Below are 17,705 nucleotides of genomic sequence, written 5' to 3' on the forward strand. Positions count from 1 at the left end.
TACCCTGTTTCCGTGTGGGCTCGAAAAACCCGAATTGTAAACCCCCGGGACAAAATGGGCACCTCGGGCGTGGCCGATGGCTTGAGCAGCCGTGGGGGCTTGAAAGCAAAAAGGCCATACCCGATGGGTATGGCCCTTGGTAACCTCCGGTTACCGCTATCAGGACGCGCTGCTGCTGCGCTTGGTGGTCGCCTTGACGGCGTCAGCCGTGGCGCTGCTGGCTGCCTTCACGCTGGTTTCGGCGAATTCGTTGACCTGCTGCGCTGCCTTGGTGAAGCTGTTGATCGCGGCGGCGGCGGCGGCGACCGACGTCTTCACGGCGTTGACCGTAACTTCGGAACCGGCCGGGGCGTTCTTGGCGATGTCTTCGATGGCATTGATGAGCGACTTGTTGAGCGTGCTCAGGTTTTCTTCGGCCAGCTTGGCGAGTTCGCCTTGGGCATGGGTCACGATTTCATAGACGTTGCGGGAGTTGGTGACCGCGTGCTCGACGGACTCGGCTGCCAGCTTGTTGATGCGAGCGACGGCTTCCTGCGGATCCTTGGCGTCGGCCAGGTCTTTGGCGACCTTGATGTTGTCTTCGAGAGACTGCTTGGAAACTTCGAGGTTGAATTTCACCAGCTTTTCGGTGCTATCCAGCGAAATCTGGGCGAAACGCAGTGCGGTTTCGACGCCGCCCAGCGAAATCTTACTGAACTGCTCGTTGGTAGTGAACATGGTTTATGACCCTCTCCGTGGTGTGTTGTACTGTGTGGGTTTGCGTTGTGCAATGCACAATGTACATCCAAAATTTAGCATGCTCGTCTCGCCGGTGGCTAGAAGATTTGCTCTATGTTGTTGCATTTATGATAAATTGGTCGCACACAACACCACGACAATGAACTGGGAGTGTTACATGAGTGTTGAGAAGCGGGTCATTAAAAAATACCCAAATCGCCGGCTGTATGACACGGCGACGAGTTCTTACATTACCTTAGGGGACGTCAAGCAGCTGGTCCACGACAACATCGACATCCAGGTGGTTGATGCCAAGACCCAGGATGACATTACCCGCAGCGTGCTGCTTCAGATCATCTTCGAGGAAGAAAACGGCGGCGCACCGATGTTCAGCTACGAGGTGCTGACGCAGTTCATCCGTTTCTACGGCCAGGCCATGCAGGGAATGATGGGGCCGTTTCTGGAGAAAAACCTCCAGCTCTTCACCCAGCTGCAGCAGAAGATGCAGGAGCAGACGCGGGCGATGTATGGCGATAACGCCATGTTCAACGCCAATTTGTGGGGCGAGTTCATGAAAATCCAAGGGCCGGCCATGCAGAACATGATGTCGAGCTACCTGGAGCAGAGCACCGGCATGTACCTCGAGATGCAGAACCGCATGCAGGAACAGACCAAACAGTTGTTCACCGGCTTCGGCTTTCCCGCTTATCCCCCCGCCGACAAGGACAAAGAAGGCAAGTCCTGATCCGGTCGCCGGAATTTCTGTTTTTCTTATATAATCAGCACGTTGCCAGCCGGGAGTCGTTCATGTGACTCCCGGCTTTCTCTATTTTTATTAAGATTCAGGATCTTACTAGCGTATGGCCCATTCCGCCCCCAAAGTCGGATTCGTATCGCTCGGCTGCCCCAAGGCGCTTGTCGACTCCGAGCAGATTCTTACCCGCCTGAGAGCCGAAGGTTACGATATTTCCCCCTCCTATGACGGCGCCGATCTGGTCGTGGTCAATACCTGTGGTTTCATCGATTCGGCCGTGGCCGAATCGCTGGACGCGATCGGCGAGGCGCTGACCGAAAACGGCAAGGTCATCGTGACCGGCTGTCTGGGGGCGAAGGGAGAGGTGGTGCGTGACGTGCACCCTTCCGTGCTGGCGGTGACCGGCCCGCATGCCACCGACGAGGTGATGGAGCATGTGCACACTCACCTGCCCAAGCCGCACGATCCGTTCGTCGATCTGGTGCCGGCGGCCGGCATCAAGCTCACGCCCAAGCATTACGCCTATCTGAAGATTTCCGAAGGCTGTAATCACCGTTGCACGTTCTGCATCATCCCGTCAATGCGGGGAGATCTGGATTCCCGTCCGGTGCATGATGTGCTGCGCGAGGCCGAGAACCTGGTGAAGTCCGGCGTCAAGGAGTTGCTGGTGATCTCGCAGGACACCAGTGCCTACGGCGTCGACGTCAAATACAAGACCGGTTTTCATAATGGCCGGCCGGTGCGCACCCGCATGACCGAGCTGTGCGAGGAGCTCGGCCGCCACGGCATCTGGGTGCGGCTGCACTATGTCTATCCCTATCCGCATGTCGACGAGGTAATTCCGCTGATGCGCGACGGTAAGATACTGCCGTACCTGGATATTCCGTTCCAGCATGCCAGCCAGCGCGTCCTCAAGCTGATGAAGCGTCCGGCCAATAGCGAGAACGTGCTGGCGCGCATCAAGAAGTGGCGCGAGATCTGTCCGGAGCTGGTGATCCGCAGCACCTTCATCGTCGGCTTCCCGGGCGAGACCGAGGAAGATTTCGAGGAACTGCTCGCGTTCCTGCGCGAGGCCGAGCTGGACCGGGTCGGCTGTTTTACCTATTCCCCGGTGGACGGGGCCGCGGCCAACGAGTTGCCCGATCCGGTGCCGGAAGAGGTCAAGGAGGCGCGCAAGGCCCGCTTCATGGAAGTGCAGGCCGAGATCAGCGCCGCCCGCCTGGCGCGCAGGGTGGGGAGCCGCATGACGGTGCTGGTCGACGAGATCGACGACGAGGGAGCGATCTGCCGCAGCTATGCCGATGCGCCCGAGATCGACGGCATGGTGTTCGTGGCCGATGCCGATGGCTTGCGGGTCGGGGATTTCGTCGAGGTGGCGATCACGGCTGCGGACGAGCATGATCTGTGGGGGGGGCGGGTGTAACGCACGCTACCCGATGAAAACGAAGGCGCCACCCGTTACTGCGGAGGCGCCTTTTTTCATGGCTGCGCCTAGGGCAGGTTGACCATGGATTTCATCGAAGCCTGATTTATATCAGACAATACGAAGAAATCAATTGGCATGGTGTGGAGGGGGCGCCGAATGCCTGTATATTTGACGGGTCATTGATCAACAATTGTGTAGGATGAGGCAGCCATGTCGCCGCTGTTGCAACCCGTCGATCACATTCTGCTGCCCGAGATACTGAGTTGCACGCCGACGGCATCGGTGCACGAGGCGGCTCGCAAGATGATGGCGGCCCACTGTGGGTCCATCGTCGTGATGGACGACGCGGGGAGGGCGCTTGGCATCTGGACCGAGGCCGACGCGCTGAATCTCGATTTTTCGGTGGTGGCCTTGGCGGATGAGGTTCCGGTGGCGCGGGTCATGAGTTCGCCGGTGCGCACCATCCAGAGCGGGACGTCAATCCATGATGCGACGGGATTCTTTCGCCGGCACGGCATTCGTCATGCCCTGGTGGAGCGGGACGGAGCCTATCTGGGTCTGCTGTCCTTGACCGACATCGTGCTCAACCAGGGGATGGAGGCTTTTCTGGGCCTGAAGCGGCTGGAGGAGCTCGGCTGCCCTCCCGCCCGTGTGCTGAGTGCCGAGCTGGGGTTGCACGACGCCGTCGCGGCCATGCGGCAGGGGGGAATGGATGCGGTTGGGGTGAGCTTCGCCGACGGCGAGCTGGGCATACTGACCCGGCGCGACGTGGTGCGGCTGCTGGCCTTGGGGGAGGTGGTGCACACCTTGGGGGAGGTCTGTTCTCGTCCGATACTGACCGTGACCGAGAACGCCAGCCTGCTAAACGCCCGCCGGCTGATGATGCAGCACAAAATTCGCCATCTGGGCGTGCTGGCTGCCGGAGGTGAGCTCAAGTTCATTCTGGGTTTCAGCGACATCCTTCACAATATCGAACATGAGTGCCTGCTCGAGCTGCAAGGGGCGCTCGATGAGCGCGACCAGGCCTTGTTGCTGTCGCGCCGCAATCTGCTGTTGGCGGACAAGGTGTTCGAGTCCACCCTGGAGGGCATTGCCATTACCGATGGTGCCGGTGTCATTCAGTCGGTGAATCCGGCGTTCGAGCGCATCACCGGCTATTCGGCCCAGGAGAGCATCGGCAAGACGCCGGCCTTGCTGAAGTCCGGCAAGCAGCCGCCGGAGTTTTACGAGCATCTGTGGCATAGCCTGAGGCGCGACGGCGTCTGGCAGGGCGAGGTGGTCAACCGGCGCAAGAATGGCCTGTTGTATACCGAGCATCTGAGCATTACCGGCATTCGCGGCGACGATGGCGAGTATGCCCATTATGTCGCGGTGTTTTCCGACATCACCCAGCGCAAGCAGGCCGAGGAACGGCTGCATTTCCTGGCCAACCACGACGCGCTGACCGGCCTGCCCAACCGGACGCTGTTCCTGGAGCGGCTGGAGACGTCGGTGGAGCAGGCGCGGGAACTGGGCCAGCGGCTGGCCTTGTTGTTCATCGATCTGGATCGCTTCAAGCTGGTCAACGATACGCTCGGACACCATGCCGGCGATGAGTTGCTGGTGTGGATCGCCGCGGAGATGAAGAAGGTGGCGCCGCCGCTGGCGATGGTGGCGCGCTTGTCCGGCGACGAGTTCACTTTGTTGATGCCCGCGGTGGACAGCGTGCAGCAGGTGGCGAGCCGTGCCCAGTGCGTGCTGGATGCGATTGCCGGCGAGACCGTGGTGGCCGGGCAGGAGGTGTTCGTGTCGGCCAGCATCGGCATCAGCATGTTCCCCGAGGATGGGGCGACGGCGGAGGTTCTGCTGGTCAATGCCGATACCGCGATGTACCGCGCCAAGGAGCGCGGCAAGAGCAATTTCCAGTTCTATACGCCGGACATGAACGCCAGCGCGCTGGAACGCTTGCGCCTGGAGTACAGCCTGCACAAGGCACTGGCCCAGGGTGAGCTGGAGGTCTGGTACCAGCCCAAGGTGGCCCTGGATTCGGGGCGTATCAGTGGTGCGGAGGCGCTGATCCGTTGGCGCCATCCCGAGTGGGGGCTGGTGTCGCCGGCGCGTTTCATCCCGATCGCCGAAGACAGCTCGCTGATCGTGTCGATCGGCGAGTGGGTGCTGAAGACGGCCTGCCGGCAGGTGCGTGACTGGCGCGAGCGCAGGCTGTTTGCCGGGCGGGTGGCGGTCAACGTCTCCGGCCGCCAGCTCAAGTATGCCGGCGTGGTCGAGCTGGTGGAGCGTACGCTGCAGGAGTGCGGCCTGAGCAGCGCCGCACTGGAACTGGAGATCACCGAGAGCGTGGCCATGGACGAGGACAGCGGCATGGTCGACGTGCTGCGCCGTCTGCACGAGCTGGGCGTCTATCTTTCCATCGACGACTTCGGCACCGGCTACTCCTCGCTGTCCTACCTCAAGCGCCTGCCGGTGCAGGGGCTGAAGATCGACCAGTCGTTCGTCGCCGATCTGCATCAGGACCGGGACGATGCGGCAATCACCCAGGCGATCATTTCCATCGCCCGCAGTCTCGGGCTGGGGCTGGTGGCCGAGGGGGTGGAACTGGACGAGCAGCGGCGCTACCTGGTGGAGCAGGGTTGCGATACCGGGCAGGGCTATCTGTTCAGCCGGCCGTTGCCGGCAGCCGCGTTCGAGGCTTTGCTGGAGCGGGAGTATCTGGCGTGGCTCTAACGTCTGATGCCGTCGGCTTGGTTTGAGGTGGGAAGCGGCGTGCTATCATGCTGGCATGAGTCCCGATGCCAAGCCCCTGTTCTGGCGTGATCCGGCGCTGCCTTTTCTGGAGTTGCGCACCATCCAGGATGGCCGCCAGGTGTGCTATGCCCGCCATTCGCACGAGCATTTTTCCATTGGCACCATCACCGGCGGATGCAGCACCTATCTGAACGAACAGACAAGCCATGCCGTTGGCCGCGGCGACGTGGTGTTGATGAACCCGGGCGAAGTGCATGCCTGCAATCCCATTGCGGACCAGCCGTGGTCCTATCACATGCTGTATGTGGACACCGCTTGGCTGGCGGGCTTGCAAAGGGAATTGGGGCTGAGCGCCAATCAGGATTTTCATCCTTTCCAGTCACGGCTGAGCCAGGATGCCCGACTGTATCGGCAACTGGGCCGGCTGGTGGCGCTCTGCCGCGATGGCGAGTCCTCGGCGCTGCAGAAGCAGGGCGAGGCGGTGGCTTTCTTCAGTATGGTGCAGTCCCTCTTGCAACCGGCGGGCCGGAGCCAGAGCGGGCCACAGGACAAGCTGCAGCAAGCGGCGGACTATATCAACGACCACTATGCGGCGGAACTGAGCCTGCAGGACATCAGTGCCGCGGCTTCTTTGTCTTCTTCCTATCTGATCCGCGCTTTTCGCCAGCGTTATCACATGACGCCGCACGAGTATCTGCTGAACTGCCGCATTCAACGTGGCAAGGTGCTGCTGCGAAGAGGCCGCAGGATTGCCGACGTCGCCCAGGCCTTGGGCTTTGCCGATCAGGCGCATTTCCAGCGCACCTTCAAACGGCTGGTGGCCGCCACGCCTGGACAGTATTGCCAGGCGGGGCGCTAAGCTGGCCTGCCTACAGTAGATACAGCGTGCTGCCTGCCAGCAGCAGGGCCAGCAGACGGTTGAACAGCCTCATGCGCGGCGGGTGGTGCAGCAGGTGCTGCAGCCGGGCACCGGCATAAGCCCAGCTGGCGATCGACAGATAGCAGATGACGAAATAGATGGCGGCGAACTGCCAGATCAGTGCGATGTTGCCATCGCTGGCATAGGCACCCATCCCCGCCAGAGCCGCCAACCAGGCTTTGGGATTCAGCCACTGCATGATGGCACCGTGACGGAAGGAGGGGCGTTGCTGGCTATGGCCCAGCTCCCCGTTGTCGCTGGCCAGTTTCCAGGCCAGATACAGCAGGAAGCCGATCCCGCTCCATTGCAGGAGGCGGCTGGCGGCAGGCCAGCCGGCCAGCAATTCGTTCAGCCCCAGGCCGGTTAGCAGCAAGAGCACGGTGAAACCGATAGTTGCTCCGCTGACATGACGCAGGCTGGCGGCAAAGCCGTGACTGGCACCGCTGCCGAGGGCCACGATATTGACCGGTCCGGGCGAGATGGAGGCGGCGAGCGCGAAGGCGGCCATGGAGAGTAGGACTTGCATGATGACCTCGTAGGTGGGGGAACACCCGATCGAGGATAGGCTGTGGACATCGAGCGGTATTGAAGAAAATTACCCTGTTGCGGTCAGCCCATGGCGCAAAAAAAACCGGGATGCTCGATCCGTGGACTTATCCGGTAAACCCGGACTGCTGCAAGCCTTTCTCAACCTGCCTATATGCCATGTGAGCCTTATAGGATAAGGTTTTGGCCGTTGCTTCAATCTTTCATCTTGTTTCGTGGGGTTACACGGTTTATGCTTGGATTGCAGGGATTTCGTAACCCCATTCGTAACCCCGGAGGCAAGCCATGGACACCCGGTTCAACTTCACCAAGGCGGCGCTCGACGCCCTGCCGCTGCCCGAGGCCGGCAAGCGTGCCGTCTATCACGACACCAAGGTGCCCGGTCTACAGATAAGGATCACGGCGAACGGCACCCGGAGCTTCAGCGTGCTCAAGCGCTTGCCCGGTGGACAACCTGAGCGCGTGACGCTTGGCAAGTATCCTGGCCTGACCATCGACCAAGCCAGGAGAGCGGCGCTCGACGTGCTGCACCGGCTTGCTGCCGGCACCAGCCAGAAAAAGCCCAAGGCCAAAGCCGTGAAGGAGCAAACCCCACCCACCTTGGGCGAAGCGGTGCAAGAGTACGTGGAGCGGAAGCGGCGTCGGGACGGCTTGCCGTTGAAGGAAAGCACGCGGCAAGATTATTTGAGACTGATAGCGCCAGGGCGGCAGTGGAAGCGCGGCAAGAGTGCTGACGGCGAGCTTTACCCGTTGGCCGGCAAGCGCATCGACCAGATCGACGGCGACATGATCCGGGAGCTGCACACCGCGCTCGAAGCCCGTTGCAAGGCCACGATGAAGAAACGGGGCGGCGACACCACCAAGGTCAGCCGTCGCGCCGTTTATCCCCTGGTCGTTTTGCGGGCGATATTGAATTGGCATAAAATCACCATCCCGGACACCCCCTTTGGCCGGCGCGAGCATGACAAGGATTCCATCGTGCTGGCCGATACGCCATCGGGTGCAAATCCCATCCCGCCCGAGAGCATTGGGGGCTGGTGGCGTGCGGTATCGGAACATGACACGCCGGTCACGCGCTACATGCGATTTCTGGCGTTAACGGGCTGTCGGCCATCAGAGCCATTGTCAATATTGGTCAGTGATTGCAATTTCCAAGGTAGACGAATCGAATTGCGCGACACCAAAAACAGACAAAGCTACATCCTGTTCCTGTCCGATCAGGCTGCCGCCATCGTGAAACAGCAGGCGGCTGGCAAAGCACCGACAGATCATCTATTCGGCGAAGTGACAAGCAACGCGGTACGAAAAGCCACTCGCGAACTGAAAATCGCTACCGGCATCACGTGGTCGCCCAAGTCGCTGCGCAGCACTTTCGGCAACGTCGCTGAAAGTCTGGTGAGCGCATACGTGTTGAAAAATCTGATGCGTCACAGCATGAGTGGCGACGTGACCGGCGCACACTATATCGTTAAAGGCGAGAAAGAATTGCGCCCTGGTGCTCAAGCCGTCGCAAACTGGATCGAAGAAGCCGCGAAGGCTGGCGAGCCGGTGCGGTCGGATGAGGTGCCAGCGTGAACTGGCTCGACGATCTGATTGCCAGGGCGCGCGACGGCGACGACATCGCCGCCAGGGCGTTGGCTGGCCTGCTGGCGGTGCATCTCGAACAAGGCGAGGTGCCGCCTGCCTTGGTCGCCTACTTTGCGCCGGCACTGAAGCGCATCGCTGAAGGCAGATCGGTCAATGCCGAGCTGAACATCGGCACCGGCAGCAAGCGCGCCAAACTCAAACGGAATTACGCAATCGCCTGGGAGGTCTGGAAACTCCACCATCGCGCCGACAATACCTTGCCGCTCAAGGCCGACCCCGGCAAGCGCAGCGTTTATAGCGTGGTCGGTGGGCAATACGGTTTGAGCGCGGACAGAATCGAACAGATTTACGAAGAAATGCGCTGGTGGATTGAAGCCGAAGAGGACTTCATGGCGGCTGACCGCGAGCCGGAAATGCCACCGGAGCATGCAGCCGAGTGGCAGGAAAAAAAGCGCCAAGATGATATCGACCGGCAACGCCTCTTCATTTGGTGGACCCGCCATCTCTCGTAATGACCCTTCCATTCAGGGGTAGGATTTTAAAATCTCTACCCCTGACACTGCCTTTTCTCCTGTTTATTCTGTGCTTACACGATTGCCAAAGTTTTTGGCAGGTTTTACCGGAGCACAGACATGGACGAACGTCTTTCCAATAAAGAAGCAGCGATTTATCTCGGGATTGCCGAGCAAACCTTGCACGTATGGCGTTGTACTAAACGCTATGTTATTCCCTATTTGAAAATCGGCAGCAAGATTTATTACCGGAAGCGTGACCTTGACAGGTTTCTGGAAAGCCGGGTCGTGGAGGGGTGAACGATGGACGCGCCAAATAGAAGCGGCCAAGGGGGAGAAGGATGGAACCCCTTGGCCGCTAACAAGGGACATCTAACATGAGTAAGAATAGTGAAAAAGTCAAAGAAAAACAAGACCTTCCAGACGGCATCTTTATCGTCAGGAAAGAGAAAGCCAAGCCGCCATCGAATCCTTTCGCGCGTGTAGTGGATTTCCCGGAGCCGTTTCCGGGGCCAATGGCGGATGCCGTCGAAGCCATCCTGAAAACGTCCATCAAGCCACAGCCCGAACTGGCCGCCATGGCGACGCTATCGGCGATGGCAGCGGTATGCGGCAACCTTTTCCATCTATGGGACGGGCTTAGGCTGAATCTGTACTTTCTCGGCGTTGGGAAATCGGGTATCGGCAAGGATGCGTCGCTCAAGGCGGCCAGAAAATTGGCGCGAGGGAAAAGGGCTATGTCGGGGCCAAAACTGATCGGCACCCCGGCCAGTGGTGAAGGGCTGGAAGATAGTCTGATCGACATCAAAGCCACCTACTGTGTAATGGACGAGATAGGTCATTTCTTTTGCATCATGAATGACCCCAAAGCGCCATCCCATAAACAGGAGAATGCCCGTAAGATACTGGAATTGTTCACCGCGTCCAATGATTTGTATACGACGCGAGCGCTGGCGAGTAAGCCATCGCGTGTTATCAATCATCCAGCTTTCAATTTGCTGGGAATGACCACGCCGGAAAGAATGGGCCAGTCTTTCGACCCAAACGATTTTGCGGATGGAACAGCGGGCCGATTCCTGTTCGTGATTACCAGTCACAACCCATCGATCAAAGAAGTGGAATCGGAATTCGTCGTGCCTGACACGTTTCACTCGGCAGCAGAACAGATCGACAAGAACGCGATTCTCGCCGCTGCGGATGGAATCGTTATTCAGGCTACCAAGGAGGCCAAAGAATATCTCAGCCAGCTAAGCCGTCAATTCGACCACATCAGCAAATATAGTCCTTCACCATGGGAAGGTGCCTTGTCCGTCCGTAGCGTCGAGAAACTGAAGCGTATTGCCGGCATCCTGGCGGCGTGGGCTAACCCGGACAAACCTGTCATCACCGTGGAGCATGTGGAATGGGCGGCGCAATTCGTGCGGGCGAGCAACGCTTGCGTACTGCAATTCGTTGGCGAGTACATGCACACCGGTAAGATAGAAGCCAACGCAAGCGTACTAAAAAAGATGCTGCAACTGTGCCTCGAAAACAACTATGAGGCACAGCGGTTGGGAGAAATAAGAGCGCTAAACGAGGGATGGGTAGCGCACAGCATGCTATTGAGAGAATGCAGCAAGCGCTTCGGCCTCGCCGGCAATGACTACCACATCGCGCTGGGGCATCTGGAAGAAATCGGCGACGTGGAAGTCAACCGGGAAGCGGCCATGCGGATACGGCCAGCGCCAAGGGAAACGAAATGAGCACCAGGGCAATGTTCCGCCTTTTTGGGGCCATGTTCCTAGTGTTTTCGGCATGTTCCGGGTGTGTTCCATGGAACACGGAGAGCCAAGCCCAGCAAGGGTTAGAGCCGTATTTTACTACTTGTTCCACACCACACCCATACACAAAAAATAATTATTTTTGCCCGGTGAAATGGAATTTCGAGCTGGTGAAATTCAATTTTTAATTGTGTGCCCGTGTGTGTGTGTACGAGGTCTGGAACACGGGGGTGAAAATGGCCTCAAAGCCTTGCTGGGCTTGGCTCTCCGTGTTCCCGGAACATGTCCGGAACAAGTGCTTTTTGGCCGGAACATCGCCAGCATTGGGCTGGTGAACGGGAACGCTGCCGGCGCGGTGCCGGTGCTGGTGGCCCACATGTCGTACTGCGTTTTACGTGTTTCGTCTTGAGGAGCTAACCGTGAAAAAGAGTCTGCTGATTGCGCCGCGACAAGCTGCGCGTACCGTCCTGCCAGGACCGGACGCGGATAGGCTGTTGGCTGGTGGAAGTTGGGTACAGGTAGTCAAGCCCAAACCACGCACCCGCGAAGCAAAAGCGATGAACCAGTTGCGCGAGCGCCAGAGAGAAAAAGGGTTTCGTAATTTTCGCGTCGTGGTGCCGGGAGAATTATTCGAGGCATTGCATGCGGCGAAACATGAGAACGAAAATTTTGCCCAATTGCTGGCCCGGCTTGTGCATTACGTTTCTACAGAAAGCACGTAGCAAACACACAATTGAAAATTCAAAATTGACAGCCAATACCAGAAACCAATGCCAGCAAAGCTTTTGGCATATCAAGACGTCCGAAATTGATCGAAAAACAGCCATTTCCGGACTCTACGTCCGGTGTTTTTGAAAACCAAAACGCTTGCTGGATAAGGCTTTCATGTAGTTTCGAGGTCGAGATAGGGTTCGGGGTTACGTTTCGGGGTTACGCCGGGTTACGAAATTGGAGATTTTTCATCATGGATATCAACTGCAAAGTCGATGAATACCGCTTTACCGTGACCGCTTCCACCGCCGATGGCAACCGCGCCTTGGCTATTGCCACGGTGCTTTGGGATGGTGAAGTGCCGGCTCTCACCGAACGGCAGCAGGCGGTTTATAGCCGAGCCAAGGCCGCCGCCCTGGCCGACTTCGGGCATCTGCTCGGCACTATGCCACTCCTGGCCGAGCCATCGCTCGTGCTGGCCCACTGTGCCGCGCGAGAAAGACGCCGCCAGCGCCGCCCAGCTGGTGCCAAGGCCACGTTAGCGGCATCCCGGACAACGTAGGCTGGCCGCCAGTACCTTGAACGCGCCTACGGGCGATTGTGGGGCAAACAGGAGGGCCACATCATGAGCATCGAGAAACTTCAAACGCTGATCGACATCGTGCAGCACGGAAACCCAAAGACGAAGCGCCATCAAAAGGCTATGGCGGCTTTGATCGAGTGGTGCACTGCCGAAGCCGTGGCGGGCATGCTGGCCGAGACGGTAGCCAATGGTGGCGGCTATCTGCCGCCCTGGGCAGCGGTGTGGCTGCTGACCAAGCAACAGCACAATCAGGACATCCACGACCGCAAGGCCGCCAAACTGGCCGACTACAACCGCGCCACCCGCGCCCACGTCCGCCCCGGTGTTCAGCGAGCGCTCGATCTGTGCGGCCTGCATGACAAGAGCCCCGCCGAGGTAACTAATGCACTGTACGACCTCGTTAACCGGCAAGGCTATCGCGCATTCGGTTTGGATGCCTATCCGTCTGACCCCGTAGTACGCCAGGAGGTTAAGAAACGCATTGCCGAACAGCGATGAAATGCCGATATCGGCATTTCGCAATAGCCCACGACTCTGCTGTCTTAGCTATATCGTCAACCGATTTAGGAGACAGCACCATGGCCGACACTGAACTCGAAACCCCACGCCGTCCCCGGCTCGCTGCGCTGACACGCGACCGCTGCAAACTGAATGAAAGCGTCAACAATTGTTGGCGAGCCGTTGTGCCGAATAACATCACCAGAGAGCAATTGATCCTGTCCGATTTGTGGAGCGTCGTCAGCCAGTTTTTTAACGCTTACGACACGATCCGCGTGGTCGATGAAGGCCGCCGTTTTTACGCCGAGCTGCTGGTGCTGAACTGCGGTCGCGGATACGCCGAAATCATTGAATTGTCCTTCCACGAGCTGCCGGCAATGCTGACGAGCCAGGAGGGGCTGCCGCCCAATTTCAGCATTGATTACATGGGTCCGGAAAAACAGTATCAAATCAAGCGCTTGTCCGATGGCGTTATTTTCCGCGATGGCTTTGCTTCCAAGGCCGATGCAGTCGCCTATTTGCTGTCCCACAACGCGGTGCAGGGATAAGGCCATGGATGCCGCCACCAAGCTGAAGCTCTACGCGCATATCCAGCACGTTGCCCGGCATTTCTCCGCGTGGAAAGGCGGCATCGAATCCTTGGTCGCCTATATCAATTACGACCTGGGTGCGGATGCTATTGAACCGGCTCAACTGGAAAACTTCCTGCGCCGAGCCGAGAATCAGCGAGAGCTGGAAGCGCATTACGAAACAGCATTATGGCAAGGGCCAAATAAACAGTTCCGGCTCGTTTGTCTCGCTATTACCGACGATCCACAGATTGCCAAGCGCCGCCTTGAACATTTCCCTGCCGATAAAAGAAGGCAGTGCGCCTTTTGTTACATTGACGAAGGGCAATTCGTTGACCTTGGTCTTGAATTGTTTCCCGAACTCGACCTTCGGCGGGAGATTGTCCCAGGCCGGTATTTGCATAACTGTTGCCGGCGACCGTGGGCACAATTGCGCCTCTTGGCCGAAAGGGCGGATGCCGAACCTGACAAGGAATCACTGTTATGAGCGATGACAATTACTTGGTCCCGAGTGACGGCGGCAGCCTTCAGCCTCTCAGCCCATCAACGCCGCTGGTGCCGTCCGCGCCAGCCGAGTTCGGGCAAGTTGACTATTGGGTCGATCCAACCGGCGACAGCCCGCGCTCCACGCCCATCACCACCGGTACGGGCCGCATCTTCGGCGTGGAAGTGCCCGGTGTTTCCGTCCGTGATCTGCAAGTCAATCTCGTGCAACCGATTGCCGATCTTTTCAGGCAGGAAATGGCCTCCCGAGGTATTAGCCCCCGCTCGGTGGAATTGGCCGCGAACTGGTACGTTCAAAATTGCCAGAAAATGCCCATTGCCGAGCATAAATATCATTCCTACGATCTGCGGGGCTTCGATATAACTCCCGAGGACCGCGCACCGATCACGGCCTTTTGCAATTTCATGGATGAGCACGGTGTTGACGGAAACACAGTGAGATTATTCCTGAGCTGGAATTACCGGGCCTTGCCCCAGATCATCGAGCAATGGGCACAGCAGAATCGGGTTTCGTCTCTTCCCGCTGGCGGTGCTGCCACGCTGGATTCTTTGAGCGAATCGCAATTGAAACTGGTGATGGGCCGGCAAAAGGAATTCCAGCAAAATACCAAGGACCGATTGCGCAATCTATGGGGCAATGCCTACGGCCATCGAATGGAAGTGGCCGCTGGTTACTTCGCCTCGCTGCCGGAAGCCGACCGGATTTATTTTGAATCCACCGTCTGCCAGGGTGGAATCATCCTTGGTGATAGCGTCGATGCGATTGTGTGGGCTTACAATCAGGCGATTGCCCAGGCCAAGCCCGTGGTGAATGTCGGCAGTGATTCCTTAGCCGGTGAGATAGCTTCTATCGAAAAAATCATGGTGGAAGATCGTGCCCGGTATAACAAAGATATTGCAATGCAAGAGCGCTTGCGCCTTTTATATCAGGCCAGGGACGGCGGTTAAACAGGAGTATCAATCGTGTCTTATTCAAGCACCAATCCCCCACAATGTATTTTGGCACTCGGATTCGCCAGTGGCGGATCATTGTTTAAATATGAAAGCACTCATACGCACGCCGACATTGAAAGCACCGCCGGTGGCGGATTTTTCAAAGGCTGTGGATTTGGCTCGCCTTCCACTGGCAGTGGTAGTTTTCCGGCGGGAATGAAAGTCGGCGATTTGTTGATAAACATAAACCGAAGCACGGCCGGAACCTCTGCGATCACTTGGCATCAGGTGACGTCGATTTCTACGCCAACAGGTTATGGCAGCTTGTTGAACGTGGCCGTGTCGGTGGCATCGTCATGAGCTTCGAAGATGTCCATCGCCGCCTTGAAGCCAAAAAGGCCGCCGAGGCTTCCAAGGCCTTCGCCAACCTGCCCGCCATCGCCCAGCTCGACATTGAGGGGCTGGTGCGCAATGCCCTGGCAGATGCCCTGGCGGCGCACATGGCCAGCCTGCCGCCACCTGAACCGAAGCCATTGCCGCAGCGCATCGAGGCCCTGGTGCAGAGCTACGCAAGGCATTACAAGGGCATGCCACCAGCTGCACCGTCACACGTCGATGCGCCACCGCCCTCGAATGTGCCACAGCCCGGCAATGGCCCATTCGAGATGAGTGTGCTGTCACGCGATGCCTTCGGACGCATTCACCGCGTCCAATTCGACGACCACGCCAAGCGCCGTGCCTTCATCGGCGAAGTCACGATGCGCGATGAATTGCATCGCGTTCAAAAGATGAAGTTCGCACCGATGGAGATGGGCGTATGAGCACCCTGTATATGGAAACGACGCAGCCACCGTCCATCGAGCGCGCCCTGGCCGAAGCGCTCGCCTTGGCCGAATACTTGGCCGAGCGGGTGCCACGGGATGTGGACATCCCGGAAGCCAACATCGAAGTGCACTTCGAGACTACCGAAGCCGGTGTGTTGACATCGATTTTCGCCAGGAGGCGTGAGCCATGAAAACCCGACAGCTACCCGGCAAACCGATTCGCCCAAGCAAGCCGGCTCGCCGCCCTGGCGTGCCGCCAGCGCTGTCACAGCTGCGCCAGCGGCAGCGGACGCCGCCCAGGAAGCGCTAGCCATGGCTGCACCGCCAGGACGCCCCCCAGGTGGCACCAAGCCGCCAGGATCAGGCCGCAAGCCCGGCCAGAAGAACAGCAACGTCACGGCTAAGCTGAAGGCCGACCTGTGGGCGACCTACGTCAAGCTGGGCCAGCGGAAGTATCTGTTGGAGTTTGCGAAGTCCGCGCCCGAGGACTTCATGCGCCACCTGATGAAGTTGATTCCCGCGCCTGCGCCGGAGATCAACGTCGGCGTTGGTGTCAGCGTGCCAAACGGAACACTGACCGGCCCCGAACTGCGGGACGCGGCTGCCAGGATCGCTTTCACGCTGGCGAAAGCGGCGAACGAAGCCGGCATCGATGCCGCTCCACCTACTCGCACCATCGGGGCGGTGCCTGAACCGGTAGCCGAAGTTATCGACCAGCTGCCGCCATCGACTGAATCTGAGCCGCTGAACAATCCGCCTGTCGGCCAGACCTATGCAGGCAGCCAGGCCGAGCAAGGCCGATACGGAAAGTTCGACAAGCGTACTCGTACCTTTGACGGCGACCGTCACCCGGCGGTGAAGAAACGGCGTGACTTGCTGTGAAGGGTAGTTCGAGCTGTTCAGGCGCGAACAGATCGAACTGGTGGGAAGTGTCCACGATCATTTCCTTAGCTGTGATTTCTCAAGCGCCCCGCAAAGAACAAATCAGGCGCGTACTTCCAGCATAGGCAAAAAAGCGTCCGCGCTGGCAGGTGGCGCGGGCGAGTGAGGTTCTCGCCACGGCGTCGTCCCGTGCCGTTCCTGGAGGTATGAGGGGGACGGCAGCAGGACAACACCGTGGCGGTGCTTCAATGATAGATGCCTATCTCAAGAACGGCGGAAATTTCACGTCCATGATTGGGTCCCTGGAGGCAGGCCGCTTCAGTACTGGCTGACGTATACTGGGTTCAACTACTTGTGCCCCGGCAGCACTGAAGGAGGCGACGATGCTGAATCAGATACCCCTTTCGCAAAGGCTGGCGCTATTGCTTTCCGGAATCTGGTTGTTTCTCTCGGGTATTTTTTCTTTAGTGATTGGCCCGGAGCTCTTCTCTGACTTCGAGTCCACAGGCGGCTTTCTAGTAAGTTGGCTGTTTGTGGGGGTGATGCCACTAGGACTTGCCTGGGGCGTCGCTTGGGTTATTAGTGGCTATCGTAGAGAACACTCCCAAATAGAAGTGCGAGAGCCGGAGGAGTCTTCCGAAGTCGAGACGACCCAACGACGAACCAAGAACTACCGCCTGCGTATACTTGAGATTGACTATCGGAAGGGGTTGCGACGGCTGTGGATTATTGGCACTGTCGTCTGGTACTCCTACGCCTTTATTGCCTCTGGTTATCAAATCGGTAAATGGGTTGGTTTCCACTATTCGCTCCTTGCAGAAACCAAGTCTTTCACACGCGCTGCGGCAGAAAAACGCAAGTACGTGGCGTTAGTTGTAGCGTGTAACAAAGCACAGTTTTCAACGTGTTGGGTTCCTCCTTATCGGGCAAACCCTGATTTATTTTTAGACCGAAAATATCTACCTGATTGCGAAAAGACCCAAGCATTTCGTGATGTATTTAACCACGAATTGAGGGCTAGTGGTGTTGCCCTCCCGCCAGGAGGGGCGCACGGCGAAGCTTGTCCTGACATTGTCGCGGTTGGTATCCCGACAATAGATTGGACAGAATTCTGGTTGACTACACTCGCCCCATTTTGCTTGATGTTTATCTACTGGATAGGCCGCTGGATCATTAAGGGGTTCGCGAGGCACTCCCCATGACGCACGGACTTTGTGTAAAGCCTGCAACCGTTTCCA

21 protein-coding genes are annotated in these 17,705 nt (G+C 58.3%); 19 read left to right on the forward strand and 2 right to left on the reverse strand.

Translation table 11 applies throughout. The annotated features are described in order from the left end of the window. Positions 1–159 precede the first annotated feature (159 nt). Positions 160–717, reverse strand: a complete 558-nt coding sequence (locus tag PSEMAI1_RS0105820; protein ID WP_024301962.1) for a phasin family protein — start codon at positions 715–717, stop codon at positions 160–162. Between the two features lie 178 nt (positions 718–895). On the opposite strand from PSEMAI1_RS0105820, the gene phaR reads away from it, so the two are divergent. The 4 genes from phaR (at position 896) to PSEMAI1_RS0105840 (ending at position 6,498) form a co-directional block, all read left to right on the forward strand. Continuing rightward, on the forward strand, positions 896–1,462 hold the full coding sequence (gene phaR, locus PSEMAI1_RS0105825) for a polyhydroxyalkanoate synthesis repressor PhaR (protein WP_024301963.1): 567 nt from the start codon (positions 896–898) through the stop codon (positions 1,460–1,462). A gap of 115 nt (positions 1,463–1,577) precedes the next feature. Beyond that, entirely contained in the window at positions 1,578–2,894 is a 1,317-nt protein-coding gene (rimO, locus tag PSEMAI1_RS0105830) for a 30S ribosomal protein S12 methylthiotransferase RimO (protein ID WP_024301964.1), read from the forward strand. 213 nt (positions 2,895–3,107) lie between these two features. Beyond that, on the forward strand, positions 3,108–5,618 hold the full coding sequence (locus PSEMAI1_RS0105835) for an EAL domain-containing protein (RefSeq protein WP_024301965.1): 2,511 nt from the start codon (positions 3,108–3,110) through the stop codon (positions 5,616–5,618). A gap of 55 nt (positions 5,619–5,673) precedes the next feature. Then, positions 5,674–6,498 carry an AraC family transcriptional regulator gene (locus PSEMAI1_RS0105840; protein ID WP_024301966.1) on the forward strand — a complete coding sequence of 275 codons (825 nt, stop codon included), beginning with the start codon at positions 5,674–5,676 and terminating at the stop codon, positions 6,496–6,498. A gap of 10 nt (positions 6,499–6,508) precedes the next feature. Here the strand turns inward: PSEMAI1_RS0105840 and PSEMAI1_RS0105845 are convergent, their stop codons facing one another. Further along, a complete protein-coding gene (locus PSEMAI1_RS0105845) occupies positions 6,509–7,084 on the reverse strand; it encodes a LysE family translocator (RefSeq protein ID WP_024301967.1) in 576 nt (191 codons plus the stop codon). Positions 7,085–7,389: 305 nt separating this feature from the next. On the opposite strand from PSEMAI1_RS0105845, the gene PSEMAI1_RS0105850 reads away from it, so the two are divergent. From PSEMAI1_RS0105850 to PSEMAI1_RS21680, 15 genes are all read left to right on the forward strand, one after another. Continuing rightward, complete coding sequence (locus tag PSEMAI1_RS0105850; protein WP_024301968.1) at positions 7,390–8,679, forward strand: integrase family protein; 1,290 nt, start codon at positions 7,390–7,392, stop codon at positions 8,677–8,679. Further along, positions 8,676–9,203, forward strand: coding sequence for a hypothetical protein (locus tag PSEMAI1_RS0105855; protein WP_024301969.1), 528 nt, complete (start codon positions 8,676–8,678; stop codon positions 9,201–9,203). Before PSEMAI1_RS0105850 ends, PSEMAI1_RS0105855 begins: the two co-directional genes overlap by 4 nt. Positions 9,204–9,323: 120 nt before the next feature. Continuing rightward, positions 9,324–9,503: a helix-turn-helix domain-containing protein gene (locus tag PSEMAI1_RS0105860; protein ID WP_024301970.1), complete on the forward strand. Its 180-nt coding sequence runs from the start codon at positions 9,324–9,326 to the stop codon at positions 9,501–9,503. Between the two features lie 77 nt (positions 9,504–9,580). Further along, positions 9,581–10,945: a DUF3987 domain-containing protein gene (locus PSEMAI1_RS0105865; protein WP_036986212.1), complete on the forward strand. Its 1,365-nt coding sequence runs from the start codon at positions 9,581–9,583 to the stop codon at positions 10,943–10,945. A gap of 437 nt (positions 10,946–11,382) precedes the next feature. Then, the gene (locus PSEMAI1_RS21115) at positions 11,383–11,685 is read left to right on the forward strand and encodes a hypothetical protein (protein WP_084612632.1); all 303 of its coding nucleotides are present in this window, start codon (positions 11,383–11,385) and stop codon (positions 11,683–11,685) included. 86 nt (positions 11,686–11,771) lie between these two features. After that, on the forward strand, positions 11,772–12,236 hold the full coding sequence (locus PSEMAI1_RS0105870) for a hypothetical protein (protein WP_198019582.1): 465 nt from the start codon (positions 11,772–11,774) through the stop codon (positions 12,234–12,236). Positions 12,237–12,299: 63 nt separating this feature from the next. Then, positions 12,300–12,755, forward strand: coding sequence for a hypothetical protein (locus PSEMAI1_RS0105875; RefSeq protein ID WP_024301973.1), 456 nt, complete (start codon positions 12,300–12,302; stop codon positions 12,753–12,755). 80 nt (positions 12,756–12,835) lie between these two features. Then, positions 12,836–13,303 carry a hypothetical protein gene (locus PSEMAI1_RS0105880; RefSeq protein WP_024301974.1) on the forward strand — a complete coding sequence of 156 codons (468 nt, stop codon included), beginning with the start codon at positions 12,836–12,838 and terminating at the stop codon, positions 13,301–13,303. 4 nt (positions 13,304–13,307) lie between these two features. Next, positions 13,308–13,811 carry a hypothetical protein gene (locus PSEMAI1_RS0105885; RefSeq protein ID WP_024301975.1) on the forward strand — a complete coding sequence of 168 codons (504 nt, stop codon included), beginning with the start codon at positions 13,308–13,310 and terminating at the stop codon, positions 13,809–13,811. Then, a complete protein-coding gene (locus PSEMAI1_RS0105890) occupies positions 13,808–14,776 on the forward strand; it encodes a hypothetical protein (protein WP_024301976.1) in 969 nt (322 codons plus the stop codon). The genes PSEMAI1_RS0105885 and PSEMAI1_RS0105890 overlap by 4 nt, the downstream gene beginning before the upstream one ends. Positions 14,777–14,791: 15 nt before the next feature. After that, on the forward strand, positions 14,792–15,121 hold the full coding sequence (locus PSEMAI1_RS21120; RefSeq protein ID WP_084612633.1) for a hypothetical protein: 330 nt from the start codon (positions 14,792–14,794) through the stop codon (positions 15,119–15,121). Next, positions 15,118–15,582, forward strand: coding sequence for a hypothetical protein (locus PSEMAI1_RS0105895; RefSeq protein ID WP_024301977.1), 465 nt, complete (start codon positions 15,118–15,120; stop codon positions 15,580–15,582). Before PSEMAI1_RS21120 ends, PSEMAI1_RS0105895 begins: the two co-directional genes overlap by 4 nt. After that, on the forward strand, positions 15,579–15,776 hold the full coding sequence (locus tag PSEMAI1_RS0105900; RefSeq protein WP_024301978.1) for a hypothetical protein: 198 nt from the start codon (positions 15,579–15,581) through the stop codon (positions 15,774–15,776). The genes PSEMAI1_RS0105895 and PSEMAI1_RS0105900 overlap by 4 nt, the downstream gene beginning before the upstream one ends. A 121-nt stretch (positions 15,777–15,897) precedes the next feature. Then, complete coding sequence (locus tag PSEMAI1_RS0105905; protein WP_024301979.1) at positions 15,898–16,467, forward strand: hypothetical protein; 570 nt, start codon at positions 15,898–15,900, stop codon at positions 16,465–16,467. A 383-nt stretch (positions 16,468–16,850) separates the two neighbouring features. After that, positions 16,851–17,669, forward strand: coding sequence for a hypothetical protein (locus tag PSEMAI1_RS21680; protein WP_156943088.1), 819 nt, complete (start codon positions 16,851–16,853; stop codon positions 17,667–17,669). Positions 17,670–17,705: the final 36 nt, after the last annotated feature.

Origin of the sequence: Pseudogulbenkiania sp. MAI-1, from assembly GCF_000527175.1 — a bacterium.
Taxonomy (GTDB): domain Bacteria; phylum Pseudomonadota; class Gammaproteobacteria; order Burkholderiales; family Chromobacteriaceae; genus Pseudogulbenkiania.